15 protein-coding genes and 1 pseudogene are annotated in these 15,470 nt (G+C 30.5%); 15 read left to right on the plus strand and 1 reads right to left on the minus strand.

The annotated features are described in order from the left end of the window. Nucleotides 1-19: 19 nt before the first annotated feature. Complete coding sequence (locus tag AGR56_RS11075; RefSeq protein WP_053242289.1) at nt 20-1,255, minus strand: HD domain-containing phosphohydrolase; 1,236 nt, start codon at nt 1,253-1,255, stop codon at nt 20-22. A gap of 264 nt (nt 1,256-1,519) precedes the next feature. Between AGR56_RS11075 and AGR56_RS22795 the strand changes: the two genes are divergently transcribed. The 15 genes and pseudogenes from AGR56_RS22795 to AGR56_RS11145 all read left to right on the plus strand — a co-directional run bounded on the left by AGR56_RS22795 (nt 1,520) and on the right by AGR56_RS11145 (nt 15,348). Then, nucleotides 1,520-1,993 carry a zinc ABC transporter substrate-binding protein gene (locus AGR56_RS22795; protein WP_053242290.1) on the plus strand — a complete coding sequence of 158 codons (474 nt, stop codon included), beginning with the start codon at nt 1,520-1,522 and terminating at the stop codon, nt 1,991-1,993. 2 nt (nt 1,994-1,995) lie between these two features. Beyond that, a complete protein-coding gene (locus AGR56_RS22800; protein ID WP_278279694.1) occupies nt 1,996-2,433 on the plus strand; it encodes a zinc ABC transporter substrate-binding protein in 438 nt (145 codons plus the stop codon). An 87-nt stretch (nt 2,434-2,520) separates the two neighbouring features. Next, a complete protein-coding gene (hemA, locus tag AGR56_RS11090) occupies nt 2,521-3,717 on the plus strand; it encodes a glutamyl-tRNA reductase (protein WP_053242292.1) in 1,197 nt (398 codons plus the stop codon). A 24-nt stretch (nt 3,718-3,741) separates the two neighbouring features. Further along, the gene (gene hemL, locus AGR56_RS11095; RefSeq protein WP_053242293.1) at nt 3,742-5,010 is read left to right on the plus strand and encodes a glutamate-1-semialdehyde 2,1-aminomutase; all 1,269 of its coding nucleotides are present in this window, start codon (nt 3,742-3,744) and stop codon (nt 5,008-5,010) included. A gap of 25 nt (nt 5,011-5,035) precedes the next feature. Further along, nucleotides 5,036-6,002: pseudogene (gene hemB / locus AGR56_RS11100) on the plus strand (porphobilinogen synthase). A gap of 214 nt (nt 6,003-6,216) precedes the next feature. Beyond that, nucleotides 6,217-6,381 carry a YezD family protein gene (locus AGR56_RS19530; RefSeq protein WP_084756962.1) on the plus strand — a complete coding sequence of 55 codons (165 nt, stop codon included), beginning with the start codon at nt 6,217-6,219 and terminating at the stop codon, nt 6,379-6,381. A gap of 378 nt (nt 6,382-6,759) precedes the next feature. Then, complete coding sequence (locus tag AGR56_RS11105; protein ID WP_053242294.1) at nt 6,760-7,395, plus strand: nitroreductase family protein; 636 nt, start codon at nt 6,760-6,762, stop codon at nt 7,393-7,395. Nucleotides 7,396-7,629: 234 nt separating this feature from the next. Continuing rightward, on the plus strand, nt 7,630-9,393 hold the full coding sequence (locus AGR56_RS11110; protein WP_053242295.1) for a HAMP domain-containing methyl-accepting chemotaxis protein: 1,764 nt from the start codon (nt 7,630-7,632) through the stop codon (nt 9,391-9,393). A 223-nt stretch (nt 9,394-9,616) separates the two neighbouring features. Then, a complete protein-coding gene (gene trpS, locus AGR56_RS11115) occupies nt 9,617-10,633 on the plus strand; it encodes a tryptophan--tRNA ligase (RefSeq protein ID WP_053242296.1) in 1,017 nt (338 codons plus the stop codon). Nucleotides 10,634-11,244: 611 nt separating this feature from the next. Next, complete coding sequence (locus AGR56_RS11120; protein ID WP_053242297.1) at nt 11,245-12,066, plus strand: helix-turn-helix domain-containing protein; 822 nt, start codon at nt 11,245-11,247, stop codon at nt 12,064-12,066. Between the two features lie 218 nt (nt 12,067-12,284). Then, the gene (locus AGR56_RS11125; RefSeq protein WP_053242298.1) at nt 12,285-12,872 is read left to right on the plus strand and encodes a hypothetical protein; all 588 of its coding nucleotides are present in this window, start codon (nt 12,285-12,287) and stop codon (nt 12,870-12,872) included. Beyond that, the gene (locus AGR56_RS22805; RefSeq protein ID WP_053242299.1) at nt 12,802-13,233 is read left to right on the plus strand and encodes an ATP-binding cassette domain-containing protein; all 432 of its coding nucleotides are present in this window, start codon (nt 12,802-12,804) and stop codon (nt 13,231-13,233) included. The genes AGR56_RS11125 and AGR56_RS22805 overlap by 71 nt, the downstream gene beginning before the upstream one ends. A 26-nt stretch (nt 13,234-13,259) precedes the next feature. Next, nucleotides 13,260-13,589, plus strand: a complete 330-nt coding sequence (locus AGR56_RS22810; RefSeq protein WP_053242300.1) for an ATP-binding cassette domain-containing protein — start codon at nt 13,260-13,262, stop codon at nt 13,587-13,589. Further along, complete coding sequence (locus AGR56_RS11140; protein WP_053242301.1) at nt 13,586-14,485, plus strand: ABC transporter transmembrane domain-containing protein; 900 nt, start codon at nt 13,586-13,588, stop codon at nt 14,483-14,485. Before AGR56_RS22810 ends, AGR56_RS11140 begins: the two co-directional genes overlap by 4 nt. Before the next feature lie 170 nt (nt 14,486-14,655). Next, nucleotides 14,656-15,348 carry an ABC transporter ATP-binding protein gene (locus AGR56_RS11145; protein ID WP_278279695.1) on the plus strand — a complete coding sequence of 231 codons (693 nt, stop codon included), beginning with the start codon at nt 14,656-14,658 and terminating at the stop codon, nt 15,346-15,348. Nucleotides 15,349-15,470 lie beyond the last annotated feature (122 nt).

Here is a 15,470-nt window from a genome sequence, read left to right on the forward strand (position 1 = left end):
GGTAATATAAACTACTACCTTAACTATCTAAAGCATTTTTTAATTGTTCTACAGCTATAGGACATATAAAACCATCATTTGCCATTTCATTAAGTATTTTAAAAGCTTGGGTTTCTGATAAGCCTTTTCTATAAGGTCTATTTTCGATAAGCGCTTGATATATATCACATACTCCTAAAATTCTACACTCTTCAGATATTTTTTTTGCAGTTAAGCCCATAGGATATCCTTTTCCATTAAGTTTTTCATGATGAGAAGATGCCCAGTAGATTATATCATCAATTCCATCTATTCTCTCAAGAATGATTTTTGTGTAATATACATGAGATTTTATGATAGAAAATTCATCATCTGTAAGTGAAGCATTTTTGTCTAGTATTGAGGTTGGGATTGCAAGCTTACCTATATCATGAAGAAGACCAGCTATTCTCATTTTTACACATTTTTCTTCAGGATATCCAACATATTTTGATACAGTATAAGATAACTTTGAAATCCCTCTAGAATGTTCTGCTGTAAATTTACTTTTATTATCTATTATATTTGAAAGAATGTAAGCAATCTTTTCAAATTGATCTAAATCTATATTAGTGTCAATCTGGGGAGAGATGTTATCAAGTATAAAGTCCATAAAACCTATATTTTCTAAATCAAACCAGAAAATATCATTTTGAGTTATTGATAAAAAAGCTTTTACAACATTACTGTCAAAGATTGTATTTGTATTTTCTGAAACCCAGGATATAATTTTAGAACGCTGCTTATATGCAGGAATATTATCTCTATAAAGCAGTTCTAATAAGTCAGCCATATGTATTATTCTACTTTCAATTGGAATGCTTTTGTCCTTTAGGTGTAAGGGCCCGCTGCCATTAAAATTTTCGTGATGGTATAGTATTATTTTGGATATATCGCTATAAATAGGAAGATTTTTTATGATGGATTCTCCAATTATACAATGTTCCTTAATAAAAGCAGATGAGGTATGACTTTTGTTTAAAGAGTTAGCTGCTCCTATATCATGCAGTAAAGAAGCTATGTATAAATTTTTAATGGACTCTTCAGGTAAACTAAGTCTTTTACCTACCTTTAATGCTATGTAGGTTGTACGTTTTGAATGATTCAAAAATTTATGGTTAGCTAAAGGTATGTTTGAAATCTCCTCAATTACCGTTGAATTCTCAATAGAGCTTATTTGAGAAAGATCTAAAGCTAAAGATATTGCTCTTATGATTTTTTCAAAACATATACTCATAATTTTCCTCCGTAAAGTAATTCTACTATAATATTCTATCATATTTAAAATAATTATAAAACGACAAAATATACTTAAAAAGAAAATAGTATTAAAATTTTGCTAAAATATCTTATATTAATATATTAAAATAGGATAACAGATAATGTTTTAATGTTGAGTTGGATATGTATATATAATATAATGTTATTGATATAATATTAAAGTATAATAGGATGTAAAGTCTTTTTACTTTTTTGTTGATTTTTATTTGAGGTGAATATTATGAAAAAATTTCTATATTATATTATGGTTTTTATAATTATAGTGTCATTTTCTGGTTGTAAAAATAATTCTAAAACCAATGTGAATGTACCAAAAGAAAAAAATAGTAAAAGTCAAGGTGTAAGTCTTGATATAATGGTTACAAACAAATATCTTTATAACATAGTTAAAAGTATAACTGGCGATAAGGATAATGTTCAGTTTATGTTTAAAGATGATAATACTATAAAACAATTTAAGTTTACAGAAGACAGTTTGAATAATGTAAGCAAATATGATTTATTTATGTATACATCAGCTGATTTTGAACCGTGGGTATCAAGTTTTCAAAATAAACTAGATAAAAATAAGGTTGGAGCAATAGATGTTTCAAGGGGAGCTAAAATAAACTCACTTGATAAAGATGAGAAAAAAAGCGGTGAAGACATAAATAAAAACCTTATTATTGGGGGAATTTTGATAATTATAATATAATTATTTTAAATGTAAAGAATGCACTTGAGGAGAAGGACCCAAAAAGTAGAGATTTTTATGAAAAAAATTTTAAAGAATGTGTAAAAGATGTAAAGGATATGAAGAAGGAATTTGAAACTTTACTCAAAAATCTTGATGATTATACTTTTGTTACTACACAATACAAATTTGATTATTTTTTCAGTTATAATAACTTGAAAAATGTTAAAGTTAAAACACAAGTTAAGGGAGCTCCGGTTCAGGATATAAAGGATAAAATAAGCGATGAAACTAAGATGTGTTTTATTTATGATGATGATAAAGATTTAAATGACAATAGTGAGCTTATAAAGAAGTATTCAATGAAAACTTTAAAGTTTAATATTTACTATGAAAATGGGAATTTGTTAGATATGATGAAAAATAATGAAGTTGCTATGAAGAAGATAATTGATAAATAAGGAATAACAGCTTACTATTTAACGCGATTTTATGAATAAATTATATAAATAGAGAGGAAAACACAACTGAATTTAAGGTGAATAATTATGATACAAGTTTTAGGGTTAAAAAAAGAATTGAAGATTGAAATAAGAGAAAAGTTTTCAATAATACCAAAGCATGTAGAAGAAAAAAGTATTATTTTAAATGAAGTTTGTGATGAGGTTGTTGTAATAAGTACATGCAACAGGACAGAAATATATTTTAACAGCCTTAAAAATGAAAACGAAATAATAGACAGAATCTTTGAAAAGCTTAATTGGAACAAAAATTTTATTGATAACTTTTTTTATTACAAAGATAATGATGCTATATGGCATTTGATGGATGTTATATGTGGGTTTGATTCCTTAATATTAGGAGAAGATCAAATATTAGGACAAGTTAAAGATGCTTATAAGATAGCAATTAAAAATAAGACAGTTAAAAGTAATTTAAAGAAGCTTTTTCAACTTGCAGTTACTTTAGGTAAAGAGTTTAGAGATAAAACTAAGCTAAACAGGATACCAGTTTCATCTGCATCAATAGCTGTAAGTGAAGCTAGAAAAAATGAATGCAAAAGGTTCATGGTAATGGGATTTGGAAATATAGGGCAATTAGTATGCAAATATATTTTGTCAGGAAAGTTTGATGTTTTATATGTAGTTGCAAGAAATACTTCAGCAATAAATATAAAAGACGATAGGATAAAGATAATACCATTTCATAATAGGAAGATATATTATAAAGATGTTGAATGTATGATTTCATGTACAGCGGCCCCTCATCCAGTTATATGGGAAAGAGAACTTCCTAACCAAAAATTTATAATTTTTGATTTAGCTGTTCCAAGGGATGCAGAAGATAAGCTTTATGATAATGTAAACATCAATATATTTGATATTGATAAAATAAGCTTAATGGATAGCTATAATAAAGAAAAAAGAAAAGAAGTTATGTTTGAAAATAGAGAATTAATAGGTAAGTATGTTAAAGAATTTTTAGAGTGGGAAAAAGTACAGAAGGTTCTCGAAGATATAATAAATATAAAGCAAAAAGGGGAAAATGTATATAAAAAAAGATATCAAACCTTTAAAAATAAAAGGCAAACTAAGGATAATGAAAAATTAGCATGTACTCTCCTTAAAAGTACCTCTGATGCGTATGTAAATAAAGCCATAGAAGTGCTTAAAGAAGAACAGCTAAATGGAAATGGAGCTGAGTGCTTAAGGATAATAAGAAAGATATTTTATAAGGTTCAATAGAAAATATTTAGGAGTGTTTGAAAGATGAAAAATAAAGAAATATTTGAGGAATCTAAAAAATATATGCCTGGTGGAGTGAATAGCCCAGTAAGAGCATATACAGCATTAAATATTGATCCTCCAATAATAAAAAAGGGATATGGCTCACACTTATTTGACGAAGAAGGAAAAGAGTATATTGATTTTATTGAAGCATGGGGTCCTATGATCTTAGGACATTCCAATGAAAAGATATTAAAAGAGATAGAAGAAACTCTTAAAAGTGGAGTTGGATTTGGTGCACCTACAGAACTTGAATTAAAGCTTGCAAAATATATATGCACTACAGTTGACAATGTTGATATGCTTAGAATGGTAAATTCAGGAACGGAAGCAACTATGAGTGCAGTTAAACTTGCAAGAGGATATACTCATAGAGACAAAATAATTAAATTTGCAGGCTGTTATCATGGTCATTTCGATGGTTTTTTAGTGGAAGCAGGCTCTGGAGTGTTAACAGAAGATATACCAGGCTCTCCTGGTGTTCCAAAAGGTAGTGTAGAAAATACTCTTATAGCTGAATATAACAATATAGAAAGTGTCAAAACTCTTTTTGAAAAGCATAAAGATGAAATAGCAGCAGTTATAATTGAGCCTGTTGCAGGAAATATGGGAGTTATACCAGGAAAAAAGGAATTCTTATTAGATATTAGAAAAATATGTACAGAAAATAGAACGATACTTATATTTGATGAGGTTATGTCTGGCTTTAGAGTTGCTTATAAAGGAGCACAAAGTTTATATAATATAAAACCTGATCTTGTTACCTTTGCCAAAATAATGGGAGGAGGACTTCCATGTGGAGCATATGGAGGCAAAAGGGAGATAATGGAACAGCTTTCTCCTATGGGACCGGTTTATCAGGCAGGAACTATGTCTGGGAATCCAATAGTAATGGCGGCTGGATATGCGTCTTTGAAGGAGCTTAATAATAATCCAGATTACTACAGCTATATGGATAAAATGGGAGAAAAACTTGAAACTGGAATATATGAAATTGCACGTCAAAAAGGTATTCCTCTAGTTGTAAACAGATGTGTTAATATGATGACTGTGTTTTTTACAGAATGCAGCGAAGTCACTAGCTATGAAGAAGCAAAAAAGTCTAATACAAAAATGTTCTCAAGGTTTGCAGAGCATATGATAAAGAACGGAGTATACGTGCCTCCATCACAGTTTGAGGCTATGTTTATTGGTGTGAAGCATACAGAAGAAGACATAGAGAAGTTTTTAGAAGTTATGAAAGAAATGTAATTAAACGCAATAAGAGGAGGAAAAAATGTTTAGAAGACATAGAAGACTTAGAAAAAATAGTTATATAAGAGATATAGTTAGGGAAACAACCTTAAGTCCAAATGATTTTATTTATCCAATTTTTTGTGGTAGAAGGACAAAATGTAAAAAAGGAGATATCATCTCTTCCTGGAAATTATCATTATTCTTTGGACAAACTAGGAGAGATAATAGGAGAAATAAAAGAAGCAGGCGTAAAGGGAGTAATTTTATTTGGAATACCTAATGAGAAGGATGAAATTGGATCTTCTGCTTTTGATGATAATGGAATAATTCAAAGAGCTATAAGAAAAATAAGAGAATTGGACAAAGATGTGTTTATAATTACTGATGTTTGCATGTGTGAATATACAAGCCATGGACATTGTGGAATAATTCACGATAAGTATGTTGATAATGATGAAACTATAAAATATATTGCTAAAATTGCACTTTCCCATGCAAAAGCTGGAGCAGATATGGTTGCACCTTCCGATATGATGGATGGTAGAATAAATGAAATAAGAAAAACACTTGATGAAAATGGATATGAGAATATTTCAATAATGGCATATAGTGCAAAATATTGTTCTGCCTTTTATGGGCCGTTTAGAGAAGCAGCAGATTCAGCACCTAAGTTTGGAGATAGAAAAAGTTATCAAATGGATCCAGCAAATTTTAGAGAGGCTATGCTTGAAATTGAGGATGACATAAATGAAGGTGCAGATATAATAATGGTTAAGCCTGCACTTTCTTATCTTGATGTTATAAAGATGGCAAGAGAAAAGAATGATGTTCCAATTGCTGCTTATAGTGTAAGCGGTGAGTATGCTATGATAAAAGCTGGAGCAAAGCTTGGATATATAAATGAAAGGGCAATAGCACTTGAGTCTCTTCTATCTATAAAAAGGGCAGGAGCAGATATTATAATAACTTATTATGCTCTTGAAGCAGCAAAATGGATTAAAGAATAATTTTATTTTGGAACTTTGTTTTAAATAATTGATCTTATTTGCACTTATTTAAAACAAGGTTATTTTTATTATTGACTTTTTTAAAATAAAGTGATAAATTATATATAAGCAAAACATAATATTCATATTGAGTTACTAGGAATTCGTTTTAAAACTTTTTACCATAATAGTTAAAAGTTTTTGCAAAGATTAAAAGGATGAGAGGGTTATACGTATGAAAAATAATAATGAACCCAATAAATCTCCGCATGACAAGAATGAAGATTATGTAGAAAAAATCCAAAAACTTTTAAAGCGAATAAAATACGGTTCTATAACTTTATTTGTTCAGGATGGAATTATTACTGAAATAGTGACAAGCGAAAAAATAAAAACTTAAGTAAAATATTGTAATATTGACTGACTAGAAAGACTAGAGGTCAAAACTTTATTATACTTGATTTATAAAATGAGCAATTTTTTAAGAGGAATTGTGTGTGTCAGCTACGCTGAGCACTATATTTTAAGCGCTTTGCGTGCATTAAGTTTAAGATTTTTTGTAGCGACAGCGGAGAAAAATCATCCTTCACTGTACTCTGTCCTCTGTACTTTGTACTCTGAGTTAAATTCCAGTTTGTAAGGATAAATTTGGTATTGGTAATTTAAATATTTCAGCTTGTTTATCTATAATAAATTGCAGCTAATATTGCTTGACGATACTTAATATCTAAGAGTATCATACTTATATAAGTTTATATGTAGGGATGGTGTATAAAAAATGGGGGATTTAAAGGAAATAATTCAGAACAGGCATTCGGCAAATAATTTTATTGAAGGAATAGAAATACCTAAGCAAGATTTTATTGAGATTTTTAATCTGGTTAAGTTAGCACCTTCTTGTTTCAATATTCAGCATGCTAACTATTTGGTAATTACAGATAAAGATAAAAAAGAAGAATTAAGAAAGGCAGCGTTTAATCAGTATAAGATTCATACTGCATCTGCAGCTATATTGGTACTTGGAGATAGAGAAGGCTATCAAAAGGCTGACAAGATTTATTCAGGAATGTTAGATTTGAAAATTATGTCTAAATTTGATTATGATAATATGATAGAAAGCATAAATAATTTATATGTTGGCAGAGGAAAAGAATTTCAAAGGGATGAAGCTATAAGAAACGCAGCTTTGTCAGCTATGATGTTTATGCTAATAGCAAAGAGTAAGGGATGGGATACTTGCCCAATGATTGGCTTTGACAGTGAAAAAGTATGTGATTTATTTAATATACCTAAAAATCTTGAACCTGTGCTTCTCATTGCAATGGGAAAAGAGGATACAAGTAAAAGGCGGATGAGAGGATATCGGAAACCTGTAGGTGAATTTGTAACCTTTGAAGGGTTTAAGGGAAAATAAATTTATATCTTTTTAGAAAAAACATGTTGAAATTACATCAGCATGTTTTTTTAATACATTATATTAATTTAGTTTGTGTTTTTGCTAAAGTAAGAACCTTTAAATTTAGGCTTCAGCTTATATGAATTTGCACCAATTCTGCCACAAATTTAGTGAGACTTAGCTTAATAAATTATGTTATATTGGTATTACATAAAAAGAAGAGTTTTACAAGCAAAAGAGGGAGTGGAGTGTATGAAATTTTTTAGAAATTTGAAACTTACAAAAAAAATCGGCTTATTATCAATTAGCTTTCTGGTGTTTCTGTTGATAATCGGTGTAACTTCAATAGTGCAAGTGTATAATGTTAATTCGGAAATTAAAGAATTAAATAATTCAAGAATGACACCAATTATAAGCTTGGAAAGTATGAAGTCAGATGTAGAGTACATTAGAACTCAAGCAAGTTCATTAATGGACACTGAGAGTGATAGTTCATCAATAACCACTATAAAAAGCAATATAACAGCGAGAGTAAAAGTTTTAAATAAAAAATTATCTCAATATAAAAATAATCCTGAATATAAAAACAGTACTAAGCTTAAGACCTTGTTAAAAGACTACAACAAGTTTTTAACAGCCAAGGATACATATATAAACGCAGTAGAGGAAATGAAAAGTACACAAAATCAAAGTAAACAAAGTAATGGTACACCTCCTAAGAACAACAAGAATGATAGAAATTCTGTACAAAACTTTGATAAAGTTAAAAATACTTTGATTTCAGATTTCGATAAAATTGTAGATGAGCATGTTAAAGCTGCAAATGTAACTTATAAACAAAGTCAAAATCTTTTTACGGGTACAGTTATAGAGATAATAGTAATACTTGTAATAAGTGTACTTATAAGTTTAGTTGTATCTGGCATTATAATAAGGGAAATTGTGGCACCAGTTAAAAAAGTTACTTCAAAATTAAAGGAAATATCAGAGAATGACGGTGATTTAACTCAAAGAATAGGTTACGATAGCAAAGATGAAATAGGTGAATTAAGTGGAAATTTTGATTTGTTTATGGATAAGCTTCACGCAATAATTAAAGAAGTATCCATGTCAGCTAAAACAATAACTAACTTAAGCGAAAATATGAGTAATGCAACTTCAACAACTGCTAAGTCGCTGGATGATGTTTCAATGACAATATCTCAAATTGTGTCTAGTACTTCAGATGCTGCAGCTGCAGCCGAAGAAACTACAGCGGCACTTACAGAAGCGGCAGAGTTTTCAGAGTCAACTTCTAATGCAACTCAAAATACTGCATTAAATAGTAAAATGGCAAAAGAATCAGCAGAAGAAGGAGCAGCTAAAATATCTCAAGTAGTATCATCTATAAATGATATAGCATCAGCTTCAAGAGAAGTATCAAATGTTATAGATGACCTTGATAAATCTTCTAATCAAATAGGGGATATTGTAAAAATGATAACTTCCATATCAGAACAAACGAATATGCTAGCTTTAAATGCAGCTATAGAAGCGGCGCGTGCAGGGGAAGCAGGCAGAGGATTTAGTGTAGTAGCAGATGAAATTAGAAAACTAGCAGATGAAAGCAATAATGCTGCATCGCAAATAGCGGATCTTATAAAAGAAAACCAGTTAAAATCATCTAATGCTGTTAATTTAGTAGAACAAGTTGACGAAAAGGTGTCAAATGGCGTATCTAGAGCATCTGAAGTAAAAGAAAGTATACAAGGTATAATATCAAATATACAAAGCATAGTAGATGAAATAGAGCAAATAAATCACGATAATGATAAGCAGGCAAAAAGCTCTAAGGAAATGGAGAAGGTTATTAGCGATATAGCTGATGGAGCAAGTGAAATAGCAAATGGTACTGAGAATATAAATTTAAGTATACAAAACCAACTTTCAACTATGAATGAAGTAGAAAAAGTTACGAATAAATTATCAGAGATGTCAAAGAAACTAAACGAGATGACAGAAGGATTTAAATTATAAAGTCATTTGTTCAAAAAAGTACTAATTATAAATTCAAGAAGGATAACGATCATCTATGGCGTTTTGGATGCAATCTAATTATCCTTCTAAAACTTTATATAAATACGTTTTAAAATTTGCCAAAACCTATTGTGTGATTGCCTTGACTTTTTGATAAAAGCTGATGTATCCTATATTCAATAGACATATGCAGATTTTAATTTATATTGAGGAGTAAATTAGTATGGGAAAAAAGATAATATTAACAGGTGATAGACCAACTGGAAAATTACATTTAGGGCATTATGTTGGTTCTTTAAAGAATAGAGTTAAACTTCAAGATTCTGGACTTTATGAAAGTTACATAATGATAGCAGATCAACAGGCACTTACAGACAATGCAAGAGACCCAGAAAAGATTAGAAATAGTCTTATTCAGGTTGCGCTTGACTATTTGGCAGTTGGAATAGATCCGGCAAAGTCAACAATACTTGTACAGTCACAAATACCGGAACTAGCTGAACTTACTGTACATTATTTAAATATAGTAACTGTAGCTAGAATTGGGCGTAATCCTACAGTTAAAGAAGAAATAAAACAGAAGGAATTTGGAGCAAGTATCCCAGCAGGATTCTTTATCTATCCAGTAAGTCAGGCAGCTGATATTACGGCATTTAAAGCATCACTTGTACCAGTTGGGGAAGATCAGCTTCCTATGATTGAACAAACAAGAGAAATAGTAAGAAGCTTCAATAATATTTATGGAAAAGAAGTATTGGTAGAGCCAGAGGTAATGGTTCCAGATTCAACTTGTGCGAGACTTCCAGGTACAGATGGAAAGGCTAAAATGAGCAAATCTATAGGAAATGCTATATACTTAAGTGATGAACCTGATGTAGTAAAGAAAAAGGTTATGAGTATGTTCACTGATCCTAATCATTTAAGAGTAGAGGATCCGGGTCAAGTTGAAAATAATCCTGTATTCACTTATTTAGATGCTTTTGGTGAGGATAAAGAAACTATAAATGAAATGAAAGAACATTACAAGAGAGGCGGACTTGGAGACGTTAAGGTTAAGAGATATTTAAATGAAGTCTTACAAGCGGAGTTAGAGCCTATAAGAAATAGAAGAAAAGAATTTGAAAAGGATATTCCAGCAGTATATGAAATGCTAAAGCAAGGAAGCCTTAAAGCTAAAGAAGTAGCCAGCAAAACATTAAAAGAAGTTCGTGAAGCTATAGGAATAGAGTACTTCAAGTAACAATGCTTCGTCGCATTAAAAAAATCCTATAAATCTAAGATGAAAAAATCATAAAATCCTAAGATATTTCAATAACTCGCTGAAAAAAATGCTTAGACAATTGAAATATCTAAGTATTTTATGATTTTTTTATCAAGATTTATTAGGAGTTTTTTAAACTGTTCCTTCAGCATTGTTACTTTGCGTTTACGGTGGTACAAGGAAAAAATTCCTCCGTTCCTACGGAATTTTGACGTGAATCTTTATAGTGCATTATTTTAAATAATTTATTATTATTTTTATTAAAAATTATGAATTCTAGAACTATCCTTATAAACTGGAAGTTGAAAGGCAAAGTACAAAGGACAGAGTACAGTGAAGGTTGATTTACCTTTCGTTTCCCTCAGGTAAATCTTAGAACTTAGTAGTTTCAGCTGCGCTGAACACCATATTTTAAGCGCTTTGCGCGTATTAAGTTTAAGATTTTTTAAAGCGTAGCTGAGAAAAATCATCCTTAACTGTACTCTGTCATCTGTCATCTGTGCTCTGCCAGAATTTCCGCAAGTTATGTCAAGTTTTCATTAGATTAAATTGATAGAATTATTTATGAAAGGAGCGAAGCGTATGAATGAATGGAAAGTATCAATTCAAAAATAATTGACTGGATTGAAATAAATATTGAGAATAAGCCGAGTTTATTGGAGATGTCACAGAAAATAGGGTATTCACCTTATTATTGTTCTTATTTATTTCACCAGATCACAGGGATAACATTAAAAAGCTATATAGCAGGCAGGCGTTTGTGTCATGCAACTCTGGAGCTCCGTGATACGAATGTTAGAATACTTGATATTGCTTTAAAGTATGGATATTCATCACAAGAGGCTCTGACGAGGGCCCTTGTAAATGCTTATGGCTTAACTCCATTAACATATCGCAAAAGTCCTAAACCAGTGCAGCTTTCTATCAAACAAGACGTGCTTTCTCCTGAAGATTATATACCTATAGGAGGTAATAGAATGAGTAATATAAAGGAACCAAGTATTAGGTTTGAGTATATTCCCGCTCATAAATATATTGGTATATGGGATATAAGAGTAAATAATTACTGTGATTTTTCGAAATATCATGATTGCGATGAGGTTTGCGTCATAATTGAAAGTATGAGGAATGTGGCAAGTGAAAGCGTAGGGCCTCATATGGCAGGTTGGTTTTATGAAGCTGGAAAAAGAGGTTATTTTTATGGATTTGGTGTCCCAATAGACTATAATGGAGAAATACCAGATGGTTTTGAGATTAAAGAATTTCCAGCATCTAATTATATGGTGTTTTTTCATCCACCTTTTCAGTATTTAGAAGACAATGGTGAGGTAATGACCAGCGTTGAAAAATTAGCATGGAATTATAATCCGCTGCAAAGCGATAGATGGTGGATTCCGGGTGGTTATGAGTAGAATGAATTGCAAAGTTATAGGCAAAGAAAGTTTTTTCAATATTTCATAAAACTTTCTCTGTCTTTTTGTAATGCCCAATAATATATAATATTTAACTTTGGAAACTAAGTGTTTTGTTAAAGTTTATAATGAATTATTTGGCAAAGGAGAATTTGAATAATGAAAAGCAATTACGATAATGCAAAAAACAGAGATATATTACTAAGGGATTTAAGGTGATGTATTCTTGTGCACCATTTTTAACGGTTGTAACATTTAGTTTGATTTTAGTACTTGGCTTAAATGAAATCGTTAATCTTTTACTTTTACGTAACGTACTTAATATAGTTATAAGCTCATTAAAAACATGGGGGAAATTCAATGAAATATTACCTTGGGTAACAGCTATGGTATTAGCCTTGATTTTGTTTCCTATTATAAATAAGCTTGTTGAATTACTAAAATTAAGATTAAACCAGAAAATTAATATTAAAGCCAAATTAATGATTTCAAATAAATTGAAGAAAATTGAATATATGAATTTTGAGAATACTAATGTGTATGATTTGTGTAAAAGGGTAGAAAAAAATTCGGAAAAAGATATGGCAAATACAGTGTTTAATGTAGCTGAATTTTGCAAAAATGTTATTTCAACAATTTTACTATCACTTATTATAATAAGAATTGCTTGGTGGGCACTTCCGATATCATTTGCAACTGTGCTGCCAATGATATTAGTTAAATTAAAAAGAGAAGATGAGCAGCACAAAGCTGAAGAAGAACGAGCCGTATATAATAGAATGGCAAAATATATATCAAGGATGTGATAAACCTGTATTAAAGGGGATTTCATTTTCTATAAGGCAGGGAGAAAAGTTAGTTGTCGTCGGTGAAAATGGAGCAGGGAAAAGCACAATAATTAAGCTTGCGCTTGGGTTATACAAGCCTGATTCTGGAAGTATATCAATAAACGGAAGAAGCGTATATGACATGAAAGTTGAGGAAAGACAAAAGTTACTTTCCTGTGTATTTCAAGATTATACAAAGTATCAAGTTACTGTTCGAGAAAATATTGGATTTGGAAATATAAAATATATAAATGATGATGAGAAGATTACAAAGGCAGCAAAAAAGGGTTGTCATATGACATTATTAATAGCATGCCACATGGTTATGACACTTTGCTAGGCAATGTTTATGGGGAAGGCTCAGACTTGTCAGAGGGACAGTGGCAAAAAATATGTATTTCAAGAGCCTTTTTATCAGATGCTAAAATTATGATTTTGGATGAGCCATCAGCAGCATTAGATCCCAAATCAGAAACGGAACTCTATCAGTCTTTTATACGCTTAGCGGGTAATAAGATGTGTATTTTAATTTCACATAGATTAGGAAGTGCAAAGATCGGGGATAGAATTCTTGTTGTAGAGGATGGAAAGATTATAGAAAATGGCACACATGCAGAGCTTATGAAACAAAAAAAGCAATATTATAAAATGTTTATGGTTCAGTCAGAATGGTATAGGGAGGAGAATATTTCATGAAAGCATATTTTAGAGCAGTTTACTTAATTGCCAAATCAGCTAAAAAGCAGTTTTATACAATTTTAATTTTGTCTATATTGGTCGGTATGTTAGAAGGTTTGCAAGTTAAATTTAATGTTCTTATTCTGACTGCCCTGCAAAATATTATAGGAGGAGGAAATAATTATACTGCACTTATAATACCCTTTATTGCATTTGTTGTAATTTGTCCAAGCTACTATTTGTATACTCCAGCCGATGCGTACTTAAGATCTTTACTTTTACAGAAATTTAGGATTCAATTATTAAAAAATGTATATAATAAAGTGCTAAATACAGAAATGAAATTATTTGAAGACAATGAACTTTATGATAATATATATAAAGCACAAGAGAATGCTTACAATGACAGTATTATGGATATTGTGAATTCCATTATTTATATCCCTTTGCTTGTTTCTGCAATTGGATCTATATTTTCGATTATTGGTTCTTACAATCCAATGCTTATGCTTCTAGCTGTTTTCACGATGATTCCTTATTTTATTTCACGCTATTTACGTGGAGAGGAATATTTTATTTTGCGTAATAATCAAACAGAAAAGTTAAGAGTTACGGATTATTTGTGGGGAATTTTATGCGGTAGAAATACGAATAGGGATATGCGTATATTTGGTACAAATGATTATATGCAAAAAAAATATTATGATAATTTGAAAGAAATAACAGATGATGTTTGGAAGTATGAAAAAAAGCAATTCATAAGAACTGCAATATTAGATTCCTGCCGTCCTATTGGATTAGGAATAGGCATAATATTGTCGTCTTATATGGCATTTCACGGTGATATTACTGTTTCTGTATTTGCAGCTATGCTGACAGCATTTTCTACAGTTCAAGAGCATGCAGAGGTTTAATAGATAAGGTAACGAAAACAATAAATAGCATTCCTTTTATATCAAATTATTTTAACTTAATTAATAATAAAGATGGGATAAAGCAAGGACATGAAGAGCTTACAGAGCCAATTCATACCATTCAATTTATTAATGTATGTTTTAGATATCCTCATAGTAAAGAGGGCACAATAAAGAATTTAAGCTTAACTATTAATAAAAATGAAAGTATTTCTATTTTAGGTGAAAATGGTGCGGGGAAAAGTACACTTTCTAAGTTGATTTTAGGATTATATACACCGACTTTAGGAGATATTTTATACAATGGCGTGAGTATTTTTAAATTAAATAGAAATAAGCTCTATGAAAGAGTTTCCGCTGTATTTCAAGATTTCACAAGGTACCAGATGACGGTTGGTGAAAATATAGGTTTTGGAAAATCAGATATGCTTTATGATAAGTCATATGTAGAGGAATACATTAAAAATCATAGCTATTTAGAGTTCATTCAAAATTATCAACACGGGGTTGATACTATACTGGGACGTGAATATGGAGGAATAGATATCTCTGGAGGACAATGGCAAAAAGTCGCAATTGCAAGAGGAGATATTAAAACTTCTGATTTGATAGTTTTAGATGAACCAACAGCTTCTTTAGACCCACTAGCTGAAGCAGGTATATTCAAGAAATTCTTAGAAATGTCATCAGGAAAGATTTCTCTTATTGTATCTCATAGAATTGGTGCTGCAAGATTATCAAATAGAATTCTTGTCATGAGTGATGGAGGTATTGTAGAGGATGGAACACCAGAGAAGTTACTTAACCAAAATGGTATATACACGCAATTGTATAAATCTCAATCTTATTGGTATCAGCAATAGTGGTTGTAATTTATGAATAAACACGCTATAATATTTATAAATATACATGTAGATATAGAGGCGATATAGGTAGGTCGTCCTATGATGGAAACATCATATATAAATCTTGTATTTAAATGCAA

The sequence above is a fragment of the Clostridium sp. DMHC 10 genome (assembly GCF_001270375.1).
Taxonomy (GTDB): domain Bacteria; phylum Bacillota; class Clostridia; order Clostridiales; family Clostridiaceae; genus Clostridium_S; species Clostridium_S guangxiense.

Coding starts and splice junctions, on each gene's coding strand:
- AGR56_RS11075 (WP_053242289.1), bottom strand. CDS start 1,255: ATGAGTATATGTTTTGAAAAAATCATAAGAGCAATATCTTTAGCTTTA.
- AGR56_RS22795 (WP_053242290.1), top strand. CDS start 1,520: ATGAAAAAATTTCTATATTATATTATGGTTTTTATAATTATAGTGTCA.
- hemA (WP_053242292.1), top strand. CDS start 2,521: ATGATACAAGTTTTAGGGTTAAAAAAAGAATTGAAGATTGAAATAAGA.
- hemL (WP_053242293.1), top strand. CDS start 3,742: ATGAAAAATAAAGAAATATTTGAGGAATCTAAAAAATATATGCCTGGT.
- AGR56_RS19530 (WP_084756962.1), top strand. CDS start 6,217: ATGAAAAATAATAATGAACCCAATAAATCTCCGCATGACAAGAATGAA.
- AGR56_RS11105 (WP_053242294.1), top strand. CDS start 6,760: ATGGGGGATTTAAAGGAAATAATTCAGAACAGGCATTCGGCAAATAAT.
- AGR56_RS11110 (WP_053242295.1), top strand. CDS start 7,630: ATGAAATTTTTTAGAAATTTGAAACTTACAAAAAAAATCGGCTTATTA.
- trpS (WP_053242296.1), top strand. CDS start 9,617: ATGGGAAAAAAGATAATATTAACAGGTGATAGACCAACTGGAAAATTA.
- AGR56_RS11120 (WP_053242297.1), top strand. CDS start 11,245: ATGGAAAGTATCAATTCAAAAATAATTGACTGGATTGAAATAAATATT.
- AGR56_RS11125 (WP_053242298.1), top strand. CDS start 12,285: ATGTATTCTTGTGCACCATTTTTAACGGTTGTAACATTTAGTTTGATT.
- AGR56_RS22805 (WP_053242299.1), top strand. CDS start 12,802: ATGAGCAGCACAAAGCTGAAGAAGAACGAGCCGTATATAATAGAATGG.
- AGR56_RS11140 (WP_053242301.1), top strand. CDS start 13,586: ATGAAAGCATATTTTAGAGCAGTTTACTTAATTGCCAAATCAGCTAAA.